18 protein-coding genes and 2 pseudogenes are annotated in these 21,206 nt (G+C 73.5%); 8 read left to right on the top strand and 12 right to left on the bottom strand.

Going from position 1 to position 21,206, the window contains the following annotated elements:
* Together WBK50_RS22420 and WBK50_RS22415 are read right to left on the bottom strand one after the other, a co-directional pair.
* Window positions 1-1,344 carry an Nramp family divalent metal transporter gene (locus tag WBK50_RS22420; RefSeq protein ID WP_341337489.1) on the bottom strand — a complete coding sequence of 448 codons (1,344 nt, stop codon included), beginning with the start codon at window positions 1,342-1,344 and terminating at the stop codon, window positions 1-3.
* Between the two features lie 320 nt (window positions 1,345-1,664).
* Window positions 1,665-2,305 (bottom strand): annotated as a pseudogene (locus WBK50_RS22415) (DUF3043 domain-containing protein).
* Between the two features lie 44 nt (window positions 2,306-2,349).
* Here WBK50_RS22415 and WBK50_RS22410 point away from each other — a divergent pair.
* From WBK50_RS22410 to WBK50_RS22400, 3 genes are all read left to right on the top strand, one after another.
* A complete protein-coding gene (locus tag WBK50_RS22410) occupies window positions 2,350-2,793 on the top strand; it encodes a glycerate kinase (protein ID WP_341337487.1) in 444 nt (147 codons plus the stop codon).
* A 144-nt stretch (window positions 2,794-2,937) separates the two neighbouring features.
* The gene (locus tag WBK50_RS22405; RefSeq protein WP_341337486.1) at window positions 2,938-3,306 is read left to right on the top strand and encodes a HesB/IscA family protein; all 369 of its coding nucleotides are present in this window, start codon (window positions 2,938-2,940) and stop codon (window positions 3,304-3,306) included.
* Between the two features lie 136 nt (window positions 3,307-3,442).
* Window positions 3,443-4,378, top strand: coding sequence for a carbohydrate kinase family protein (locus WBK50_RS22400; protein WP_341339477.1), 936 nt, complete (start codon window positions 3,443-3,445; stop codon window positions 4,376-4,378).
* Window positions 4,379-5,223: 845 nt separating this feature from the next.
* Here the strand turns inward: WBK50_RS22400 and asnB are convergent.
* Window positions 5,224-7,155 carry an asparagine synthase (glutamine-hydrolyzing) gene (gene asnB / locus WBK50_RS22395; RefSeq protein ID WP_341337485.1) on the bottom strand — a complete coding sequence of 644 codons (1,932 nt, stop codon included), beginning with the start codon at window positions 7,153-7,155 and terminating at the stop codon, window positions 5,224-5,226.
* Window positions 7,156-7,445: 290 nt separating this feature from the next.
* Here asnB and ctaC point away from each other — a divergent pair, with 290 nt between their 5' ends.
* Window positions 7,446-8,363, top strand: a complete 918-nt coding sequence (gene ctaC, locus WBK50_RS22390) for an aa3-type cytochrome oxidase subunit II (RefSeq protein WP_341337484.1) — start codon at window positions 7,446-7,448, stop codon at window positions 8,361-8,363.
* Between the two features lie 19 nt (window positions 8,364-8,382).
* A complete protein-coding gene (locus tag WBK50_RS22385; protein WP_341337483.1) occupies window positions 8,383-8,781 on the top strand; it encodes a cytochrome c oxidase subunit 4 in 399 nt (132 codons plus the stop codon).
* Window positions 8,782-8,881: 100 nt separating this feature from the next.
* Here the strand turns inward: WBK50_RS22385 and WBK50_RS22380 are convergent, their stop codons facing one another.
* Genes WBK50_RS22380 through WBK50_RS22365 form a run of 4 tightly spaced genes read right to left on the bottom strand, consistent with a single transcriptional unit; the run spans window position 8,882 to window position 12,467 of the window.
* Window positions 8,882-9,370: a GNAT family N-acetyltransferase gene (locus WBK50_RS22380; protein ID WP_341337482.1), complete on the bottom strand. Its 489-nt coding sequence runs from the start codon at window positions 9,368-9,370 to the stop codon at window positions 8,882-8,884.
* Window positions 9,370-10,527 carry an acyl-CoA dehydrogenase family protein gene (locus WBK50_RS22375; RefSeq protein WP_341337481.1) on the bottom strand — a complete coding sequence of 386 codons (1,158 nt, stop codon included), beginning with the start codon at window positions 10,525-10,527 and terminating at the stop codon, window positions 9,370-9,372. The genes WBK50_RS22380 and WBK50_RS22375 overlap by 1 nt, the downstream gene beginning before the upstream one ends.
* A 25-nt stretch (window positions 10,528-10,552) precedes the next feature.
* A complete protein-coding gene (locus WBK50_RS22370; RefSeq protein WP_341337480.1) occupies window positions 10,553-11,779 on the bottom strand; it encodes a CaiB/BaiF CoA transferase family protein in 1,227 nt (408 codons plus the stop codon).
* A 31-nt stretch (window positions 11,780-11,810) separates the two neighbouring features.
* Window positions 11,811-12,467 carry an O-methyltransferase gene (locus WBK50_RS22365; protein ID WP_341337479.1) on the bottom strand — a complete coding sequence of 219 codons (657 nt, stop codon included), beginning with the start codon at window positions 12,465-12,467 and terminating at the stop codon, window positions 11,811-11,813.
* Between the two features lie 53 nt (window positions 12,468-12,520).
* On the opposite strand from WBK50_RS22365, the gene WBK50_RS22360 reads away from it, so the two are divergent.
* The gene (locus WBK50_RS22360) at window positions 12,521-13,420 is read left to right on the top strand and encodes an alpha/beta fold hydrolase (protein WP_341337478.1); all 900 of its coding nucleotides are present in this window, start codon (window positions 12,521-12,523) and stop codon (window positions 13,418-13,420) included.
* Window positions 13,421-13,426: 6 nt separating this feature from the next.
* Here WBK50_RS22360 and WBK50_RS22355 read toward each other — a convergent pair whose 3' ends face one another.
* Window positions 13,427-14,488, bottom strand: coding sequence for a DNA-3-methyladenine glycosylase family protein (locus tag WBK50_RS22355; RefSeq protein ID WP_341337477.1), 1,062 nt, complete (start codon window positions 14,486-14,488; stop codon window positions 13,427-13,429).
* A 74-nt stretch (window positions 14,489-14,562) separates the two neighbouring features.
* On the opposite strand from WBK50_RS22355, the gene WBK50_RS22350 reads away from it, so the two are divergent.
* Window positions 14,563-16,275: an N-acyl-D-amino-acid deacylase family protein gene (locus tag WBK50_RS22350; protein WP_341337476.1), complete on the top strand. Its 1,713-nt coding sequence runs from the start codon at window positions 14,563-14,565 to the stop codon at window positions 16,273-16,275.
* A gap of 13 nt (window positions 16,276-16,288) precedes the next feature.
* Here WBK50_RS22350 and WBK50_RS22345 read toward each other — a convergent pair whose 3' ends face one another.
* On the bottom strand, window positions 16,289-17,053 hold the full coding sequence (locus WBK50_RS22345) for an enoyl-CoA hydratase/isomerase family protein (protein WP_341337475.1): 765 nt from the start codon (window positions 17,051-17,053) through the stop codon (window positions 16,289-16,291).
* 895 nt (window positions 17,054-17,948) lie between these two features.
* The gene (locus WBK50_RS22340; RefSeq protein ID WP_341337474.1) at window positions 17,949-18,167 is read right to left on the bottom strand and encodes a hypothetical protein; all 219 of its coding nucleotides are present in this window, start codon (window positions 18,165-18,167) and stop codon (window positions 17,949-17,951) included.
* On the opposite strand from WBK50_RS22340, the pseudogene WBK50_RS22335 reads away from it, so the two are divergent.
* A pseudogene (locus tag WBK50_RS22335) lies at window positions 18,088-18,426 on the top strand (C40 family peptidase); the annotation flags it as partial. The gene WBK50_RS22340 and the pseudogene WBK50_RS22335 overlap by 80 nt on opposite strands.
* Here WBK50_RS22335 and WBK50_RS22330 read toward each other — a convergent pair.
* Window positions 18,402-19,256 carry a hypothetical protein gene (locus WBK50_RS22330; protein ID WP_341337473.1) on the bottom strand — a complete coding sequence of 285 codons (855 nt, stop codon included), beginning with the start codon at window positions 19,254-19,256 and terminating at the stop codon, window positions 18,402-18,404. The pseudogene WBK50_RS22335 and the gene WBK50_RS22330 overlap by 25 nt on opposite strands.
* Before the next feature lie 139 nt (window positions 19,257-19,395).
* Window positions 19,396-21,186: an NHL domain-containing thioredoxin family protein gene (locus WBK50_RS22325; RefSeq protein ID WP_341337472.1), complete on the bottom strand. Its 1,791-nt coding sequence runs from the start codon at window positions 21,184-21,186 to the stop codon at window positions 19,396-19,398.
* Between the last annotated feature and the right edge of the window lie 20 nt (window positions 21,187-21,206).

Below are 21,206 nucleotides of genomic sequence, written 5' to 3'. Positions count from 1 at the left end.
TCAGCCGAAGCGGCCGACCAGGTCCGTCACCAGCAGCGCCAGGAACAGCGCGGACGCCGCGCCGAGCAGGATGTTGGACAGCCAGCCCGAACGCCCCTCGCCGACGACCCGCTTCGAGTTCAGCAGCAGCATCAACGTGATCGCGAGGAACGGCATGAACACCGAGCCCAGCACCCCGTAGACGAGCGTGAGGCCGAAGGGCTTGTCGATGAACAGCAGCGCCATCGGCGGCAGCGTCAGCCAGAGCAGGTACCCGCGGAACGGCAGCGACTTCTCGACGGCGACGCCCCAATACCCCTTCTCGTCGGCCGCCTTCGCCTCGCCGGGCACCACGGCCTCGGCGCCCACCTCCGCCGCGGCGCCGTGCGGCAGCCGGATGACCCGCACCCAGTCGGCGAACAGCAGGCTGACGCCGTTCCACACGCCGAGCAGGGACGTCGAGGTCACCGCGAGGAAGCCGACGAGGAAGAGGATCCGGGACCAGTCGCCGTAGCGCTCGCCCAGCGCGGTGCCGAGGGTGAGCAGGCCGCTGTCGGACTCGGTGAGGTTCTGGCCGAACAGGATCGTGGAGCCGACGATCAGCATCGCGACCACGAAGATGCCGGTCATGACGTACCCGACGGCGTTGTCCAGCCGCATCATCGACAGCCAGCCGGTGCCCTTCCAGCCCTTCGCGAACAACCAGTACCCGTAGGCCGCCATCGTGATCGTGCCACCGACGCCGCCGATCAGGCCGAGCACGTAGACCGCCGAGCCGTCCGGCAGGCGCGGGACGAGACCGCTGGCCAGGTTGCCCAGGTCGGGCGAGACGAGGACCGCGATGGACACGACGGAGACGAACTTGATCAGCACCAGGACCGTCATGAACTTCTCGAAGAAGTGGTACCGCTGCGCCCACACCAGGGCGAGCCCGACGACGCCGGCGATCATCGCCCAGTAGCGCACGGACAGGCCGCCGAACAGGGCGTTGAGGGGCAGCCCGACCGCGGACATGGCCGTCGCGCCGTAGACGAAGCCCCAGATCACGATGTAGACGCCGAAGAAGCCGGTGGCCCAGCGGCCGAGCCGGCGCCAGCCGTCGAGCAGGGTGGAGCCGGAGGCGAGGTGCCAGCGGCCGACGCCCTCGCCGAGCGCGAGCTTGAGCGCGGTGCCGAGGAGCGCGGCCCACAGCAGGGCGGTGCCGTACTCCGCGCCCGCGACCATGGTCGCGACGAGGTCCCCGGCGCCGACGCCGGTGGCGGCCGCGAGCAGGCCGGGTCCGAGCTGTCTGAACTTCGCCTTCGCCCCGGTGGGCGGCGTGGGCGGTAGGAAGGCCTCGGTCCTACGGGGTGACGCCTCGGTCATGGGCTACCGCTCCTCGTCGCGTCGGAGATACAGCGCCGGAGATGTCCGACCACGGTAGGAGCGTCCGGTTTCCGGCGCAGGCCGGGGCGTTAGGGTTCCCGGTCATGGCGTTCCGATGGAGGTACCTCGACGCGAGCGGCGCGGAGACCGCCCCGCCCGCCGACGCACCCGAGGAGTTCGACGACCAGGCCGAGGCCGAGGCGTGGTTCGGCGACACCTGGGAGGACCTGCGCGAAGCCGGGGTCGACGCCGTCGACCTGCTCGACGGCTCGGGGAGAAGGTCTACGGCCCGATGTCGCTGCAGGAGGGCTAGACCCGGGTCAGACCTGCGCCCCGCGCTGCACCTTCGGCTTCGGGACCCGCAGCTTGCGCAGCTGGCTCGCGCGGGTGAAGGCGTACCAGCCGGTGCCCAGGCCGCTGATGTTCTCCTCCGGGAACTTCGCGCGGGCCTTCCTGGTGGTCTGGATCCCGAGCGTGACGCCTTCGGCGACCATCACCGCGAGCGCGACCAGGCTGAACAGGCTCAGGTACTGCTGCGCCGCGGGGATCGGCAGCAGCACGGAGATCAGCACGACCACGGCGAGCGGCATGAACAGGCCCATGAGGTGCGGGCGGGAGTCCACGACGTCGCGGACGTAGGCCTTGACCGGTCCGCGGTCCCGGGGGAGCAGGACCTTGTCGTCGCCCGCATCCATCCGGCGGCGGCGCTCGGCGGCCTGTGCGCGCCGTTCGTCCTTGTTCGGGCGGTTCTGCCGCGCGAGCTTCGACGCCTCGCGCTGCGTCCGGGGCGGGGCCGGCGCCGGTCCGCGGCGGCGGCCCTCCGCGTCGCGGCGCTTGGGGGTGGGGCGGCCCTTCCCGACCGACTTCCCCCGACGCGCACCCCGTCGGCGTCGGCGGACGGCTTGGCGTCGGCCTGGGTCACGGTCGTTGACGGCTCGTCGGAGCGGCGCAGGAACCTCACGGGTCACAGCGTACGGGCTGAGCTGGGCCGTTACCCTGCCGCCCGTGCGTGTGCTGGTGGCCCCGTCGTCCTTCGCCGGAACGCTCAGCGCGGCGGAAGCGGCGGCGGCGATCGCGGAGGGCTGGGGGCGGGGCGCACCGGGCGACGAGACGACGGTGCTGCCGCTTCCGGCCGTCGAGCCATCCGGCCTCGAGGCCGCGTTCGACGGCCGACCGGGGCTCGTGCTCACCGGAGAGGGCTGCTTCGACTGGCGGTCGCTGCGCGGGTCGGCGATCGCCGCCGTGGCGCGGAGGGCCGCGACGCAGGGCGTCCCGTGCCTGGTCCTGGCCGGGCAGGTGCTGGTCGGACGGCGCGAGGCGGGGGCGATCGGCGTCGACACCTCCTACGCGGTGGCGGAACACGCGGGGAGTGTCGAGGCCTCGCTCGCGGATCCGGCGGGGACCCTCGCGGCGCTCGCCGCGCACGTCGCCACGCAGTGGAGCCGGTGACTCGGATCACCGCGTCGGGCGGCGTCGTCACGGCCGCCGGGCTGACCGCCGCCGGATCGGGCGCCTACTATGGTCGCCGAGACACGGCACGATTCCCGGCGACGTCGGGAACAGATCTGACCCCGTGTGCTGTTGGGAGAGGTCATGACCGTCGAGAACACCGTCCAGAGCGACGCCGCGACCGAGACGCACGGCGTCGAGCTCACCGACAACGCTGCGATCAAGGCCCGCACCCTGCTGGAGCAGGAGGGCCGGGACGACATGCACCTCCGCATCGCGGTCCAGCCCGGCGGCTGCGCGGGCCTGCGCTATCAGCTCTTCTTCGACGACCGGTCCCTCGACGGCGACCTGTTCCGCGAGTACCACGGCCTCAAGGTCGGCGTGGACCGGATGAGCGCGCCGTACCTGCAGGGTGCGGTCATCGACTTCGTCGACACCATCGAGAAGCAGGGCTTCACGATCGACAACCCGAACGCCGGCGGCTCGTGCGCCTGCGGGGACTCGTTCAACTGAGCACCCGCCAGTAGTTCCACACGGACCCCCGCGTCGGGGAGATCACCTCTCCTCGACGTGGGGGTTCGTGCTGTTCGGCGTAAGGTGACCCTCCGTGCGTATCGCCGTGACGGGTTCCATCGCGACCGACCATCTGATGCACTTCCCGGGAAGGTTCTCGGACCAGCTCGTCGCGGACCAGCTGCACCGGGTGTCGCTCAGCTTCCTGGTCGACGACCTGACGGTGAAGCGCGGCGGGGTCGCGGGCAACATCGCCTACGCCATGGGCGTGCTGGGCCAGTCGCCCGTCCTCGTGGGCGCTGTGGGCTCGGACTTCGCGGACTACCGCTCCTGGCTCGAGCGCCACGGCGTCGACACCGCCGGGGTCCACGTGTTCTCCGACGTGCACACCGCGCGCTTCGTCTGCACCACGGACGACGACATGTGCCAGATCGCGTCCTTCTACACCGGCGCCATGGCGCGGGCGAGGGACATAGAACTCGCGCCGGTCGCCGAGCGCGTCGGCGGCCTGGACCTGGTGCTGATCGGGGCCAACGACCCCGAGGGAATGCTCCGGCACACCGACGAGTGCCGCACCCGGGGCTACGCGTTCGCCGCGGACCCGTCCCAGCAGCTCGCCCGCATGGAGGGCCCGGAGATCCGCCGCCTCGTCGAGGGCGCGACCTACCTGCTGACCAACGACTACGAGTGGGAGCTCCTGCTCAAGAAGACCAGCTGGACCGCCGACGACGTCGCGGGGAAGGTCGGCACCCGGGTCACCACGCTGGGCGAGGACGGCGTCCTGATCGTCGGCGCGGACGGCAGCGAGCTCAAGGTGGGTGTCGTTCCGGAGACCGGCAAGGTCGACCCGACGGGCGTCGGCGACGCCTTCCGCGCGGGCTTCCTCACGGGCACGGCGAACGGCCTGTCCCTGGAGCGCGCCGCCCAGCTCGGCTCCCTCGTCGCGGTGCTGGTCCTGGAGACCGACGGACCGCAGGAGTGGCGCCTGGACCGCGAGTCCGCACTCGTCCGCCTCCGGGACGCGTACGGCCCCGACGCCGCGAACGAGATCGCCCCCCTCCTCCCCGCCTGAGCCCGGCCCGGCCTACTCCACGAGTCGGCCCCCGGAACCCCGCGAGTCGCGGTCTGGGACCTCGCGAGTCGGGATCTGCGACCGGGCGAGTCGCGGTCGGGGACCTCGCGAGTCGGGATCTGCGACCGGGCGAGTCGCGGTCTGGGACCTCGCGAGTCGGGATCTGCGACCGGGCGAGTCGCGGTCTGGGACCTCGCGAGTCGGGATCTGCGACCGGGCGAGTCGCGGCCGGGGACCTCTCGAGTCGGACCCGGGCGGGATCTGCAGGATCCCGCGCTCGCCAGGACGAGCCGGCGCGGACCCGAACGGGGCGGAGTAACCCGCGGCGACGCGGCGGCTCGACACGTCCTTACTCCGTCGCGGGCAGCACCGTGCAGGGCCGCGAGGGGCCGGCCGGCACGCGGTGGCGGAAAAGGGCGCTCGTCGGTGGGCCGCAGGGTTCGGTGAGGCGCCGCTCCTCGGAGGCCTGTACGGCGGCGCGCCCCCGGGCCCCGTGGGTCGGAGCTGCGCGCCTCGAACCGGGGCAGTCGGCAGGGGACCGGGCTTTCGACCTGCGTCGTACCCCTGAGCCGTGGTCTCGCCGGCCGGCTCCGCATGCGGCGCGAAGGTGCAGGGCATACCGCAACCGGTCGGTCGCTGAGGCGCGACTCGCGCGTCGGGGGGCACCGACTCGCGCGTCCGGAGGCGCCGACTCGCACGTCTGTACACCGCGACTCGCGGGGTCCGACAGCGCGACTCGCGCGGCCCCGGAGCGCGACTCGCGCGGCCCCGGAGCGCGACTCGTGGGGGTCCGGAGCGCGACTCGCGGGGCAACGGGCCCGCAGGCAGCAGGCCGGCGGGTCGGGCTAGATGCGGACGGGGTAGACGGGCTCCGGGATCTTCGGGCTGATCCGGCGCTCGACGAAGATGCCGTGCCAGAGCAGGAAGACCAGCAGGGTCCAGATCCGGCGGCTGTGGTCCACCGGGCCCTCCCGGTGCGCGTCGAGCAGGGACTGCACGGCCGGCAGGTCCACCAGGTGTCCCGCGTCGGAGTCCCGGATGATGTCCCGCGCCCAGGCGTACATCTCGTCGCGCAGCCAGTGCCGGATCGGCACCGGGAAGCCGAGCTTCTTCCGGTGCAGCACGTGCGGCGGGACGATGCCCTCGAGCGAGCGGCGCAGCGCGTACTTCGTGGTGCCCTGGGCCCCCGAGGTGATCTTCTGCTCCAGCGGCAGCGCGGAGGCGATCCTGAAGACCTCGGGGTCCAGGAACGGCACCCGCAGCTCGAGCGAGTTCGCCATGGTCATCTTGTCCGCCTTGACCAGGATGTCCCCGCGCAGCCAGGTGAACAGGTCCACGTGCTGCATCCGCGCGACGGCGTCCCACTTCTCCGACGCCCTGTAGTGCTCGGCGGTGACGTCGGCGTGGCTGACCCGCGGGTCGTACTGGCGCAGGATCGAGTGCAACTGGTCGTCCCGGAAGATCCGGGCGTTGCCGTAGTAGCGCTGCTCCAGCGACAGCGCACCGCGGCGCAGCAGGTCCTTGCCGCGCAGCCCCTCGGGCAGCCGCCGCGACGCCCGGCCGAGCAGCGGGCGCAGCGTGCCGGGGACCTTCTCGAACGGGGCGAGCGACAACGGCTCGCGGTAGATCGTGTAGCCGCCGAACAGCTCGTCCGCGCCCTCGCCGGACAGCACGACCTTGACGTGGCGGCGCGCCTCGCGGGCGATGAACCACAGCGGGACCAGCGCCGGGTCCGCCACCGGGTCGTCGAGGTACCAGGTGATCAGCGGCAGCGACTCCATCATCTCGTCCGCGGTCACGGTCCGGACGACGTGCTTGACGCCGATCGCCGCCGCGGACTCCGCCGCCACGTCGACCTCGGAGTAGCCCTCGCGCTCGAACCCGGTGGTGAAGGTGATCAGGTCCGGGTTGTGTTCCTTGGCCAGCGCCGCGATCGCCGTCGAGTCGATGCCGCCGGAGAGGAAGGCGCCCACCGTCACGTCGGCCCGCATGTGCTTGGCCACCGAGTCCCGCAGGACCTCCGCGATCTCGCCGTGCACGATGGCCTCGGCCTTCGCGCTGGCCGGCGCGTGCGACGGCAGCGACAGGAACTTCGGGGTGAAGTACCGCTTCTCGACGACCTCGCCGGTCGGCCGCACGGTGACGTGCGTGCCGGACTCGACGCGCCGGATCGAGCGGTGCAGGGTCCGCGGCTCCGGGACGTACTGCAGGGTCAGGTAGAGCTGCAGCGCGGCCGGGTCCAGGTCGCTCAGGATGCCCAGCTCGCCGGCGAGCTGGAGGAGGCTCTTCTTCTCGCTGGCGAACGCCGTGCCGGTCGGCCCGGTGGCGTAGAACAGCGGCTTGATGCCGAAGGGGTCCCGCGCGCAGAAGAGCAGGCGCTCCTCGGCGTCCCAGATCAGGAACGAGAACATCCCGCGCAGCCGGGGGACCGCGTCCGCACCCCAGTGGTGGTAGGCGGCCACGACGGCCTCGGTGTCGCCCTCGGTCGCGAAGGTGGCGCCGTGGTCGCGGGCCAGCTCCTCGCGCAGCTCCAGGTAGTTGTAGATCTCACCGTTGAAGATGATCGTGTAGCGCCCACCCTCGTACTGCAACGGCTGGTGGGAGCCGTCCACATCGATGATCGACAAGCGGTTGAAGCCCAGCACGACGTCCTTGTCGTTCCAGGTTCCGCTCTCGTCGGGGCCCCGGTGCCGTTGACACCTCAGGGCCTCCGCGATCGGTCCGGTCCGGTCGGCCGCGTCAGCCCCGGCGGTCAGCAGTCCCAGCAAGCCGCACACAGCGAGCAAGTATGCGCAAGCGCTCCCGGGCGTGCCGCGGCGGTCCCCTCTTGAGACCCCGGACGCGCCGTCGACCGATCTGCTCGGCTAGGCTCTACGCCAGGTCGAAAGTGCGGGTTCCGCGGGCTCGGCCGATGTGGTGACGTTCCGGCGGAACCGCAGGTGGACAGGTTCTTCAGCTTCACGCGCGGCCCGGCGCACAGCCGGGCGCGGGAACGACGGTAGGGAGGCGGCCAGCAGTGGGCCGAGCAGAGCGCGGAGCAGTCCGTGGCCGCACGGGGTTCAAGCGGGTGGCGAAGCTGGCCGCGCTCGCGGTCGTCGCCGTCCCGCTCTTGACCGGGTGTTCCGTCGACGAGGTCATCCGCTTCGGCTGGCCGGTGGGCGTCACCCCCGAGTCGCTGCAGATGCGCACCCTCTGGACGTGGGCGGCGATCGCGGCGCTGATCGTGGGCGTCATCACCTGGGGCGCGATGTTCTGGGCGGTCGCCTTCCACCGCAAGAAGAAGGGTGACGACGACACCCCGCCCCGGCAGACGCAGTACAACCTGCCCGTCGAGATCGTCTTCACGATCGTCCCCACGATCATCGTGGCGGTGCTCTTCGGCTTCACCGTCAAGGTGCAGAACTACGTCGACAAGTCGAACCCGGACCCCGACGTCCGGGTCGCCGTCACCGCGTTCCAGTGGAACTGGAAGTTCGACTACACCGGCCAGAACGTCACCGGGACGAACGCCCCCGTCGAGACGATCGGCACGTCGACCGAGATCCCGCTGCTGGTGCTGCCGACGGACCGGAGCATCGAGTTCACGCTCTCGTCCAACGACGTGATCCACAGCTTCTTCGTGCCGGAGTTCCTGTTCAAGCGGGACGTCTTCCCGATGCCGGACAAGAACGACACGGACAAGACCGTGGCCATCGACCGGATCGAGCGCGAGGGCGCCTTCGTCGGACGCTGCGCCGAGCTCTGCGGCACCTATCACGCGTCGATGAACTTCGAGGTCCGTGCGCTGCAGCCGGCGCTCTACGACCGCTACATCGCGCTGCGCAAGGCCACGAACCCGCAGACGGGCGCGCCCTACACCGCAGCCGAGGCGCTCACCACGCTGAACTGTGGCCAGTGGTGCGCACCGCAGGCCGTCACGACCTACCCGTTCGCGACGGATCGCACGCTGCGATCGGCCTCCGAGCCGGTCGCGGCCGGCCGCTGATCCGGACAGGAGTCACCCGATGAAGATCGAATCCCGCATCTTCGAGATCTGCACCGGCTTCTTCTTCCTGGCCGCGATCGTCTACACCGTCCTCAGCCACGAGCCGGTCGGCATCGCCGCGCTGTTCCTCACCGCCGGCCTCTCGCTGATCATCGGCACGTACTTCCGGTTCGTGTCCCGGCGGCTCGAGGAGCGCCCGGAGGACAACCCGGACGCCGAGGTGTCCGACGGCGCCGGCGACGTCGGCTTCTTCTCGCCGGGCAGCTACTGGCCCATCGCGGTCGCCGGGTCCGCGGCGCTGTTCGCGCTCGGCCTCGCGTTCCTGTACGTCTGGCTGATGGTGATCGCGATGATCGTCCTGCTGATCACGATCGGCGGCCTGGTGTTCGAGTACCACATCCGGCCCGCCGACCACTGAGTCGCCGACCACCGGGTCGCCGACCACCGGGTCGCCGACCACCCCGAGCACCTCGACGCCGGGTCCGCGTTCGCCGCGGGCCCGGCGTCGTCGTGTGTGCTCAGAGTGCGCGGTGCATGATGTGCAGCCCCACGAGGCCCTCGGTCGGGTGCCGGAACGCCTCGGGGACGGTCCCGATGATGTCGAACCCGAGCGACTTCCACAGCCCGACGGCCCGGACGTTCGCGGCCACGACGGCCGAGAACTGCATCGCCCGGTAGCCGCGGCGGCGCGCCTCGTCCAGCACGAACTCCGCGAGCGCCCGCCCGATCCCGCCGCCGGACCGGGCGGGGTCGACCATGAACCCCGCGTTCGCGACGTGATCGCCCGGACCGGACTGCACGGGCTTGAGCAGGGCCGTGGCGACGACCGCACCGTCCCGTTCGGCGACGACGGTCACCGCGGGCGGTGGCGGCATCCACAGTGCGCGGGCCTGCTCCTCCGTGGTGTCCGGGGACCACGTGTAGGTGTCCCCGGCGGCGACGACCGTGTGCCAGATCGGCCAGATCGCGGCCCAGTCGTCCGCCGAGGCGACCCGGAACTCAGCCATCAGCCACGGGCCGCCTTGCCCAGCGCGTCCCGCGCGATGATGACCTGCTGGATCTGGCTGGTGCCCTCGTAGATCCGGAAGAGGCGGGCGTCCCGGAAGAAGCGCTCCACCGCGACGCCGCGCATGTAGCCCGCACCGCCGTGCACCTGCACCGCACGGTCCGCGACGCGGCCGACCATCTCCGAGCAGAAGTACTTCGCCGCAGACGGGCCCGCGATCTTGTCCGTGCCCGCGTCGAACGCCCGCGCGGTCTCCATGACCAGCGCGCGGCCGGCGTAGGTGTCCGTGACCGAGTCCGCGACCAGGCCCTGGATCAGCTGGAACCGGGCGATCGGCTTGCCGCCCTGCTCCCGGGTCTTCGCATACTCGACGGTCTCGTGCACCAGCCGCTGCGCCATCCCGACACAGACGGCCGCGATGTGCAGCCGGCCGTGCGCGAGGCACTTCGCGGCGATGAGGAAGCCGTTGTCGATGCCCTCCTCGCCCCCCACGACCGCATTCGCGGGCACCCGCACGTCGTCGAGGTAGACGTCCGCGGTCCAGGCGCCGAACTGGCCCATCTTGTGGTCCTTCGGGCCGACCGACAGGCCCGGCGTGTCCTTCGGCACCAGGAACGTGGAGATCCCGCGGTTGCCCGGGGCGTCGGGGTTCGTCTTCGCGAACACCATGATCACGTCGGCGACCGGCGAGTTCGTGATGTAGCGCTTCGAGCCGTTCAGGACCCAGTCCGAGCCGTCCCGGCGGGCGGTGGTCGTGAGCGACGACGGGTCCGAGCCCGCGTCCGCCTCGGTGAGCCCGAACGACGCGGTCACCTCGCCGGAGGCCAGCCGGGGCAGCCACGCCTTCTTCTGCTCCTCCGTCCCGCCCTCGAGCAGCACGTGCCCGGCGATGCCGTTGTTCGTGCCGAACAGCGAGCGCAGCGCCGGGGTGGTCCAGCCCAGCTCGAACGCCAGCTGCACCTCCTCGGTGGCCGAGAGGCCCAGGCCGCCGTACTCCTCCCCGATCGTGAAGCCGTAGAGGCCCATCTCCTTGCACTGCGCGACGATCGAGGCCGGGATCTCGTCCCGCTCGTCGATCTGCTCCTCCAGCGGCACGACCTCGTTGCGGATGAACGTCCGCACCGAGCCGAGCACGTCGTTCAGGTCGCTGACGTCCACGTCTCTCCCTCGCAACTTCGCGTTCTCACAGGACCTCCCGGTCCCGCAGGTCCATGATCTCCGCCGGGCTGAGCCCGAGCGCGGCCAGCACGGTGTCGGTGTGCTCACCCAGGCCGGGGACGGGCCCCATCCTGAGCTCGCGGCCCTCGTAGACCGGCGGCGGCAGCAACGCCGGGATCGTGCCGCCGGGGGTCTCGACCTCCCGCCACCGGTCCCGCGCGGCCAGGTGCGGATGCTCGACGACCTCGGACGGCGTGTTGTACCGGGCGTTCCCGATCCCGGCGGTGTCCGCCTTCGCCTGCAGCTCGGCCAGCGGGAGCGTGCGGCACCAGGCCGCGAGCTCGGCGTCCAGCGTGGCGCGGTGGACCACCCGGTCCGGGCCGCGACGGTAGCGCTCGTCGTCCGCGAGATCCGGACGGCCCATCATGTCCCGGGCGAGGCGCTGCCACTCGGCGTCGTTCGTGGTGCCCAGGATCACCGTCCGGCCGTCCGCCGTCGGGTATGCGCCGTAGGGCACGACCGCGGGGGAGCCCATCCCGACCGGTTGCTGCTCGACCCCGCTGTGCCGGGTGTAGGTGAGCGGATAGCCCATCAGCTCGGCCATCGTGTCGAACATGCTCACCGCGACCCGGCCGCCGCCGTCGGCGCTGCGCACCTTCCCGCGCTCGTAGAGCGCCCCGAGGATGGCGATCGCGGCGTAGAGGCCCGTGCTGGTGTCCGCGAACGGCGGGCCCGGCTTGGCCGGGGCACCGGGCAGGCCGGTGATCGAACACGCACCGGACTCGCCCTGCACGAGCATGTCGTAGGCCCTCTTCGCCGACAGCGGCCCGCCGGTGCCGTACCCGGAGATCTCCAGCGCGACGACGTGCGGGTGCCGCTGCGCCATCTGCGCGGCGCCGACGCCGATCCGCTCCGTCGCCCCGGGGGCGAGGTTGGAGACCAGCACGTCCGCCTCCGCCAGCAGCCGGTGCAGCAGGTCCCTACCGGCAACGGACTTCAGGTCCAGCGTGACGGACTCCTTGCCGCGGTTGCACCAGACGAAGTGCGCGGCCAGGCCGTGCACCACGTCGTCGTAGTGCCGGGCGAAGTCCCCGCCGCGCGGGTTCTCGACCTTGATCACCCGGGCGCCGAGGTCCGCGAGGGTGCGGGTGCACAGCGGTGCCGAGACCGCCTGCTCCAGGGCCACCACCGTGACCCCCGCCAGGGGCCCCGGGTCGCCGGCCCGGGCCGCCGACTCCGTCGATGTACTCATCGCCCCGCACGCTAACCGATCGGTCGACCGCTCAGCGGACGACCGCGAGCACGAATCCGTCGTGCCCCTTCATCCCCACGGTCTGCAGAGCCGTGGCGTCGAGGCGCTCGTCCGAGGCGAGCGCCTCGAAGAACCGCCGGGTGGCCCGGACCCGCGGTTCGGGATCGCGGGCGTCGACGATCCGGCCCTGCCGGACCACGTTGTCCACCACGATCGTCGCGCCCGGGTGGGTGAGCCGGACCGCCCAGCCCAGGTACTCGGTGTTGGCCTCCTTGTCCGCGTCGACGAACACGAGATCGAACGGCTCGGCGTCCACGAGCGCGGGCAGCAGGTCGAGCGCCGCGCCCTCGCGGACCTCGACCACGCCGTCCAGCCCGGCCCGCGCCAGGTTCGCCCGGGCCACCGCCGCGTGGGCGGGGGAGCGCTCGAGCGTGACGAGCCGGCCGCCTTCCGGCAGGCCGCGGGCCAGCCAGATCGTGGAGTAGCCGCCGAGGGTGCCGATCTCCAGGACCCGCCGCGCGCCGGAGACCCGGGTCAGCAGGTGCAGGAACTTGCCCTGCGTCGGGGACACGTCGATCGGCGGCAGGCCGGCGGCGGCGTTGTCCCGCAGCGCCCCGTCCAGGGCCTCGTCCCGGCCGACCAGCAGGCCCGCCACGTACTCGTCGACCTCGTTCCACAACGCGCTCATCCTCACAGCCTGGTCCCCTGGGTCCCGTGCGGGCGAGCGTTAGGGTGCGATGCATGTCCGAAGCGAACGACCCACCGCCCGCTCCGCGTGCCACCGTGCCGCCCGGCGAACGGGTGGTGTTCGACGGCGCGGCGGGCAAGCTCGTCGGGGACCGGTGGGACTCCGCCGGCACCCACCGCGGCACCGCGCTCCTGCTGCACGGCGGTGGCCAGACCCGGCACTCCTGGTTCCGGACCGCCGCGGCACTCGCCGAGCACGGCTGGACCTCGATCGCCCTCGACGCCCGCGGGCACGGCGACAGCGACTGGGCCCCGGACGGCGACTACGGCACGGACGGCCTGGTGGCGGACCTCGCCGCGGTCGTCGCCGCACTGGACGCACCCGAACCGCCGCTGCTGATCGGCGCCTCGATGGGCGGGATGACCTCCCTCGTGGGCCAGGGCGAGCGGGGTGATCTCGCCCGCGCGCTCGTGCTGGTGGACATCGTGCCCAGGGTGGAGCCGGACGGCGTCGCCCGGATCATCGCGTTCATGCGGGGGAACCCGGACGGCTTCGCCTCGCTGGACGAGGTGGCCGAGGCCGTCCGCGCCTACAACCCGCACCGCAAGCGCCCCCCGAGCCCCGAGGGGCTGCGGAAGAACGTGCGGCTGCGCGAGGACGGGCGCTGGTACTGGCACTGGGACCCGGCCTTCCTCCGCATCGAGTCCGAGCCCCGCCGCTCGACCTCGTACGAACGCGCCACCACCGCGGCCGCCGCCATCAGCGTGCCGACGCTGCTGGTCCGGGGCGCGCAGTCCGACATCGTGAGCGACGAGGGCGTCGCCGAGCTGCTGGAGCTCATCCCCGGCGCCCGGCACGTGGACGTCTCCGCGACCGGCCACATGGTCGCGGGCGACGACAACGACGTCTTCACCCGGACCGTCCTGGACTTCCTGGCCGACGAGGCGGTCTGACCCGGCTCAGCCGATCAGCGCGAGCCGGGCCCGGGGCGGATCGAGCGGTGAAACGCCCGGCGGCCTCGGCGCGCGGCTGCGGCCGGCGGACCGCGGCCGGGGCGCCGGAGCGGGTTCCGGCATGTCCGCGAACTCCGGCAGCCGCCGGCCCGCGGCCCGGACCAGCACCGCGACCCAGGTGCGGAAGGGCCGCCACGACTCGGCGATCCCCGCCAGGTCCTCCGGCGACGCCGGTCCGCCGAGGCCGTAGAGCGCCCCGACCAGCGCGGCCAGCCGCGGCTCGCCGTCCACCAGGGCATCCGTGACCCCGGAGGCCCTCAGGTAGATCAGCGACGCGGCGAACTCGCCGATCCCGTTCACCTGCCGCAGCCGGGCCCGGACCTCGTCCGGATCGCCGTCCCGGATCGCGACCGGCTCGAACATCCCCTCGCTCGCCGCCTGCGCCACGGCCCGGAGCCGCTCCTGCTTCACCGCCGGCAGGCCGGGGAGGCTCTCGGCCCCCAGCACCTGCGCGGGCGTGGGCACGACGGCCGTCCCGACACCGCCCGCGTCGACCACTGCGCCGAACTCCCGGGACAGCCGTTCCCGCGCGGCCGCGGCCTGCCGGGTTCCCCAGCGTTGCGCGATCACGCACCACACCGCGGCCTCGTAGGGGGAGGCGAACAGCGGTGGCCGCAGCCCGGGCGCGGCGGCCAGTAGCCTCGCGACCTGCGGATCCCGCGCGCCGACGGCCTCGAAGCCGGCCCCGTCGCCGTCGAGGGACAGCATCCTGGCCACCTGGTCCCGGACCGGTCCGACGTCCCCGCCGGGATCGAGCCCGCTGACCGAGCCGTGCACGCCAGCGCCGTCCTGGACGAGCGCCACGCCGACCGGCGTGCGCAGGTCGTCGAGCAGGAACGCCAGGCGCAGCACGCCCTCCTCGGGCGCGTAGGCCCCGGAGCCGGGCCAGTCCCCGCGGCGCTCGCCGCGGCCGAACATCCCGGACTCGGCGAGGGAGTAGGCGCCGCGCGGAACGATCGTGAAGCGGACGCCTGCTCGGTTGATGCGGTTGCTCTCTTCGGTGGTCATGGGGGCAGTGTGGCTTCCCCCACCGACAGTTCCGGGGCTACAACGGATCGACCGACCGCGACGGAGGGTCTTCCATGGCGACGTACGACCTGGTGGTACGGGGTGGCAGCGTCATCGACGGGAACGGCGGGGAACCGCGCACGGCGGACGTCGCCGTCACCGGCGACCGGATCGTCGAGGTCGGGAGGGTCGCCGGAGCCGGCGCCCGCGAGATCGACGCAGCCGGCGCGGTCGTCGCCCCCGGGTTCGTGGACATCCACACCCACTACGACGGGCAGGCCACCTGGGAGTCCCGGCTGCACCCGTCGTCCTGGCACGGGGTCACCACCGTCGTCATGGGCAACTGCGGCGTCGGGTTCGCCCCGGCCCTGCCCGAGCACCACGACCGGCTGATCGACCTGATGGAGGGCGTCGAGGACATCCCCGGCGTCGCCCTGCACGAGGGCCTCGCCTGGAACTGGCTCGGTTTCGACGAGTACCTCGACGCGCTCGAGGCCCGCCCGCACGACGTCGACCTCGCCACCCAGGTCCCGCACGCCGCGCTGCGCGTGCACGCCATGGGGGCCCGGGCCGCCGCGTACGAGGAGGCGACGCCCGAGGAGATCGCGCTGATGGCGAAGCTCGCCAAGGCCGCGGTGCAGGCCGGCGCGCTGGGCTTCTCCACCTCGCGCACGCTGAACCACAAGAGCATCGACGGGGAGCTGACCCCGTCCTACGACGTCGGTGCGGACGAGCTCATCGCCATCGCGAAGGCGGTCGGGGAGACCGGAACCGGGGTGTTGCAGCTGGTCACGGACTTCCCGGACCCGGCGAAGGAGTTCGCGCTGCTGCGCCGGATGGTGGAGGAGTCCGGCCGCCCGCTGTCGGTGTCCCTGGTCCAGTTCCCGCAGGACACCGGGCGGCACAAGCAGGTGCTCGCGATGCTCGAACGGGCATGGGCGGACGGGCTGGAGATGCGGGCCCAGGTCGCGGCCCGGCCCGTCGGCATGATCCTCGGGCTCCGGAACACCCTGAACCCGTTCATGACCAACCCCGTCTGGCGTCGCCTGGCCGACCTCACGCCGGAGGAGCAGGCCCATCGGATGCGTGAGCCGGAGCTGCGCGCGGAGATCCTCGCCGCGCAGACCCGGGAGAAGGAGCGCAACCGTCTCGGCGGCACGCTCATCCACAAGTACGAGCTGATGTACGAGCTCACGGACCCGCCGAACTACGAGCCGCCGGTGTCGGAGTCCCTCGCGGCGCGGGCGCAGCGCGAAGGGGTCGACGCGGTCCAGCTCGCCTACGACATCGTCGCCGCCGGCGGGATGCTCTACCTGGTCAGCGCCAACTACGCGCACGGGAACCTGGACGACCTGCACGAGATGCTGGTGCATCCGCACACGCTGCCGGGGCTCTCTGACGGCGGCGCGCACGTGGGCACGATCTGCGACGGCAGCTTCCCCTCGACGCTGGTCCAGCACTGGACCCGGGACCGCGCCGGCGCGCGGCTCGGCCTGTCGTTCGTCGTGCAGCGGCAGTCCCGGGACACCGCCCGGGCGGTCGGGCTGCGGGACCGCGGGGTGCTCGCGCCGGGCTACCGCGCGGACCTCAACGTGATCGACGTCGACCGGATGCGGCTGCACCGTCCGGAGATGCGCGCGGACCTCCCGGCCGGAGGCCGGCGGCTGCTGCAGCGGGTCGACGGGTACGAGCACACGATCGTCGCGGGGCAGGAGACCTACACCCGCGGCGTGGAGACCGACGCGCTGCCCGGGCGGCTGATCCGGGGCCCGCGGAAGGCGCCGTGAGCCAGCCGGGGAGTCACGCCTCGAACCGGGGTCGCCGCTTCTCCCGGAAGGCACCGACCCCCTCGGCGAAGTCCGGGCCCACGAACAACGTCCGCTGGGCCCGGGCCTCCGCCGTGAGGACCTGCCGCAGGTCCGTGTGGCCCGCCGCGAACAACGCCTTCGACGCCGCCAGCGCCGGCCGCGACCGACGGGCCAGCAGCTCGGCCCGCTCCACCGCCAGCGCGTGCGCACCACCCGGCTCGGCCAGCCGCTCCACGAGACCGATCTCCGCGGCCCGCGGGGCCCCGACGACCTCGCCGAAGAGGATCATCTCGCTCGCCCGGCCCTGGCCGATCCGCCGCGGCAGCGTCCAGCCGAGGCCCGCGTCGGTGGCCAGGCCGATCCCGCCGAAGGAGGCGCAGAACTTCGCGTCCGAGGCGGAGACGACGTGGTCGCAGGCGGCGACGAGGGACAGCCCGGCCCCGTAGGCGCCACCCTCGACGGCGGCGACCACCGGCTTCGGCCCCTCGACCAGGGCTTCCACCAGCTCCGCGATCACCTGCAGCCGGTAGACGCCGAGCTGCTCGTCGTCGCTCATCGTGGAGATGTCCCCGCCGGCGCAGAAGAACCCCTCGGCGCCGGTGAGCACGACCACCCGGACGGCGTCGTCCGTGTGCGCGGCGACCAGCGCGTCCCGCAGCTCGACGCGCATCTCGACCGACAGGGCGTTGCGGCGCTTCGGGTCCGCCAGGGTCAGGGTGCGTACGGGGCCCGCGTCGGCCCGCTCGACGAACGACATGCCGCTATCGGATCACACGCGGGTGGGGCCGGCCCCACCCCCGGTTCTGCGGCCCACCGGCTGGGTCGACGCGGGCTCCGCGCCCAGGCCGGGTGGCATGGTTCGGCCTGACATGATCGGGCGGGCGCTCGTGATCACCCCGGGAGCGGTCCAGAAGCACATCTCGTCGATCTTCACCAAGCTGGGGCTCGCCCCGTCGGGTGACGGTCATCGGCGGGCGAAGGCGGTTCTCGCCTGGTACGGACATGATCGGCCCCTCCCCGGCCGGGGGTCCCCCTTCTGGGCCGTGTGCGTAGCCCGCTGTATGGAGGAGGCTCTGTCGAACGGGTGGGCACGAGCTTGGCGGGGGACCAGGGATGACGGTGCGCGATCTCTCGCGCCGGACCGGGGCGCGTGTGGGTGTCGCGGTGCGGGGCCGGCACCGCACGGGTCTTTCCGTGGCCGAACTCCTCTCGGCCGAACCGCGCTCGTCCCTGCCGGGCGCGCCACCGACGGGATCGACCTCCGCGGAGCCGGTGACGGTCGTGCAGGCCGGCGCGGTGCCGGCGCCGCGCCGGCCTGCCGAGCCGCAGGCCATCCCGTCGCCCCGGCGCGCCGTGGAGCCGTTCGAGATCCCCGCCCCGCGCCCGGCGGAGCAGGTGCTGCTGCCCGTCGGTTGCGCGGCGCCCGCGGGCCCGGAACGCCCGGCGCCGTACCGTTGGCGCCCGGACGTCCCGTCGCCCCGCCGGTTCACCGCCCCCTTCATCAAGCCGTTCGGGGTGCGGCTCGCGGCCGCGCTGATCGGGCTCGCCGTGCTCGGATCGGTGCCCTCGGCCGCCGGGCGGGTCATCGAGGACCGCGGGGCGCCGGACCACACCCGGGTCACGCCGCGGCCGGCCGTCCCGTCGCCCGGGACTCACCGCACGCTCCCCGGGGCGCTCGACGCCGCCCGCGGGTCGCCCGCCGAGCGCGCCCCGCTGGCGTCACCCGTGCCCGTCGAGTTCACGGACTCGCTGCCGGACGCCCGGGCGGCCGTCGCGCTCGGGGTCGCGATGGCCCAGATCGGGCTGCCGTACCAGTGGGGTGGTGACGGGCCGACGGCCGGCGACGCCGGCTTCGACTGCTCCGGCCTCACCGCGTTCGCCTACGCCGCGGCCGGGATCCGGCTGCCGCGGACGGCGCACACGCAGTTCGGGGCGGGCCCGCACGTGCCCACGGGCTCGCCGCTGCAACCCGGGGACCTGCTCTTCTACGGGACGCCGGACGCCGTGCACCACGTGGGGATGTACCTGGGCGACGGCCGGATGGTGAACGCGCCGACGTTCGGCCAGCCGGTCCGCACGGCCTACTACCGCTGGCGCGGCGACGACTACCTCGGCGCCACCCGCCCGGCCGCCGGCGGCCTGCGGACAGCCGGGGTGCTGCCCTTCAGCCCCGTTCCCGTGCCGGCCACGACACCCCGGCTGCGGATCTTCGAGGCCCCGCCCGCACCGCTGCCGACGGGACCCCTGCCCACACCCAGCGCGGACCTCCCGCCGGAACCGCAGACGGCCGCCGTGGCCGTCGCGGCCGGGGGGCCGGCCGTGAGCGGGGACCGGGACTCGGCCGCCGTGCATCCGAGCGGGATGAGGGTGGACGACGTGCCCCCGGCCGAGCCCGCTTCCACGGGAGCGGTGACGGGCGCCCCGGCGGGAGGATCGACCGCCGCGGACGACCCGTCCGAGGCGGAGCCGGGTGCCGTGACCGACCCGGAGCCGGCCGCGCTCGCACCCGCGGCGGCGGCCCCGGTACCCGGCGACGCGGTTCCCGGCACCCGGGCGGCGGCCGAGCCCGCGGCGGACGGCCCGGCTGCGACCGATCCCGCTGCGGCGACCCCGACGACGGAGACTCCGTCGACCGCGGACCCCACGATCACGGGTCCGGCGTCCGCGGATCCGACGACAAGCGCTGCCCCGACCACCGCCGCCCCCACCACCGCGGCCCCGACCACGACGCCACCGACCGCGGCGCAGGCCGCACCCCGGCACGTCACGCTCAGCCGGCCGTCGGAGTTCCCGCTGTTCCCCGGGCCGGGCGCGTCGCGGACCGTCTTCGACCTCGACGACGCCGCCCCCGTGCAGGACCTGCGCCCCGGCGACGTCGTCGACGCCGCCCTCCCGGACGGCAGCACCCGCCCGTTCACCGTCCGGACCCGGGAGATCCTGTCCGCCGCGACGGCCGCCACCGTCCTCAAGGCTCGGCCGAGCCGCTCGTCGTCCGCGCGCCCCTGCCGGACGGCACGTTCCTCGTCCTCACCGGGGTCCCGGCGGCACCCTGATCGCCAGAGCGGACCGGCTACGGGCGATGTCGCTCCCGGGTGGTGGTCACACGGCGCGCAGGTCCAGGACCAGCTCGCCCGGCGCCCCGTCGACCACCCGGACGGGGATGCCCCAGTCCTGCTGGTAGCGGTGGCAGGCGGCGAACACCCCGTCGCCGTCGTCGCAGGCGGCGGCCGCGACGCTGACCTGCAGCACGCCCTCGCCCGCGCCGAGCTCGACGGTCCGCTCCAGCCCGGCCGCGGTCCCCGCACCGGAGCGCAGCAGCGACGGCGGGGACGCGGCGATCGTCAACGACGTCGGGTCGCCGAACCGCGTGTCGAGGTGCTGGCCGGTGGGCGGGGTGAACGCGATCCGCAGGTCGAGCGGGCCCGGCGCGAGGTCCGTGCGGGCCCGGCGGACCCGATGGGCCCCGGCGTCCACCCGGGCGCCCGCGGGGATCGGCAGCCGGACGAGCCGGTGCGCCGCGGACTCGACGACGATCAGCGAGTCCCCGTCCACCAGCAGGTCGCTGGGCTCGGCGAGATCCCGGGCCAGGGTCGTCACCGTGCGGTCGGCGGGGGACCAGCGGCGGACGGCGCCGTTGTAGGTGTCGGCGATCGCGACCGACCCGTCCGGCAGCACCGCCACGCCGAGCGGGTGCTGGAGCAGGGCGTCCTCCGCGGGTCCGTCGCGGAAACCGAAGTCGAAGAGCCCGAGCCCGACGGCGGTCGTCACCGCCGCCCCGGCGGCCGGCGCGCGCACCACCGACCGCAGCGCGGACGTCTCGGCGTCCGCCACCCACAGCGTCTCGCCCGCCACGGCGAGCCCGGACGGCTGCGCGAAGAACGCGTCTTCCGGCGGCCCGTCGCGCAGGCCCTCGTTCGTCGTCCCGGCGAGCACCCGGGCCTCACCGGAGTGCGGGTCGAAGGACCACAGCTGGTGCGTCCCGGCCATCGCGGCCACCACCGTGCCGTCCCACCACGCCACGTCCCAGGGCGTCGAGAGCTCAGCTGACGTCCCGCCCACCTCGAGGCGTTCGCGCAGCTGCGATCCGGTGCCCACCAGCGTCGACACGTGCCCGTCGGCGAGGCGCAGGCCGCGCAGCGCGTGGTTCACCGAGTCCGCGACGACGACGTCGTAGCCCACCCCCGCCGCGACGCCGGCGGGCAGCACCACGAGACCCTGCGGTTCGGAGAACTCCGGCGCGCCCCCGTCGCGGCGGCCGCGCGAGCCCGTCCCGATCCGGCGGCGCTCGGTCGTCAGGTCCGCCTCGAGCTCGACGAGCTGGTGGTGCGCGGTGTCCGAGACGAGGAACGAGTCCGCCAGCGCGACCACCTTCCCGGGGAACCGCAGCGCGGTCGCGGGGGCGGGCGGCGCGACGTACGGCCCGTCGCCGCGGTGCAGCGTCCCCTTCGCCGTGTGCTCCTCGACCAGCTCCCGCAGCAGCACCCGGAGCCCGTGCGCGTGTCCCTCGCCGGCCAGCTGCGCGACGACATACCCCTCCGGGTCGACCACCGCGAGCGTCGGCCAGGCCCGCGCCGCGTAGGCGTCCCACATCGCGAGCTCGGGATCGTCGAGCACCGGATGGTGCACGCCGTACCGCTCGACCGCGGCCTCGACGGCGCCGGGATCCGCCTCGTGCACGAACTTGGGGGAGTGCACGCCCACCGTCACCAGCACGTCGGCGAACTCGTCCTCGAGCGGCCGCAGCTCGTCGAGGACGTGCAGGCAGTTCACGCAGCAGAAGGTCCAGAAGTCCAGCAGGACGACCTTCCCGCGCAGCTCGGCGAGGGAGAGGTCCTTGCCGCCGGTGTTCAGCCACCGTCGTCCGCGCAGCTCCGGAGCCCGTACCCGCATGCGTGTCACGCCGGGCTCAA

The sequence above is a fragment of the Pseudonocardia sp. T1-2H genome (genome assembly GCF_038039215.1).
Lineage (GTDB): Bacteria > Actinomycetota > Actinomycetes > Mycobacteriales > Pseudonocardiaceae > Pseudonocardia.
This window is presented reverse-complemented; position numbering and strand designations above follow the sequence as displayed.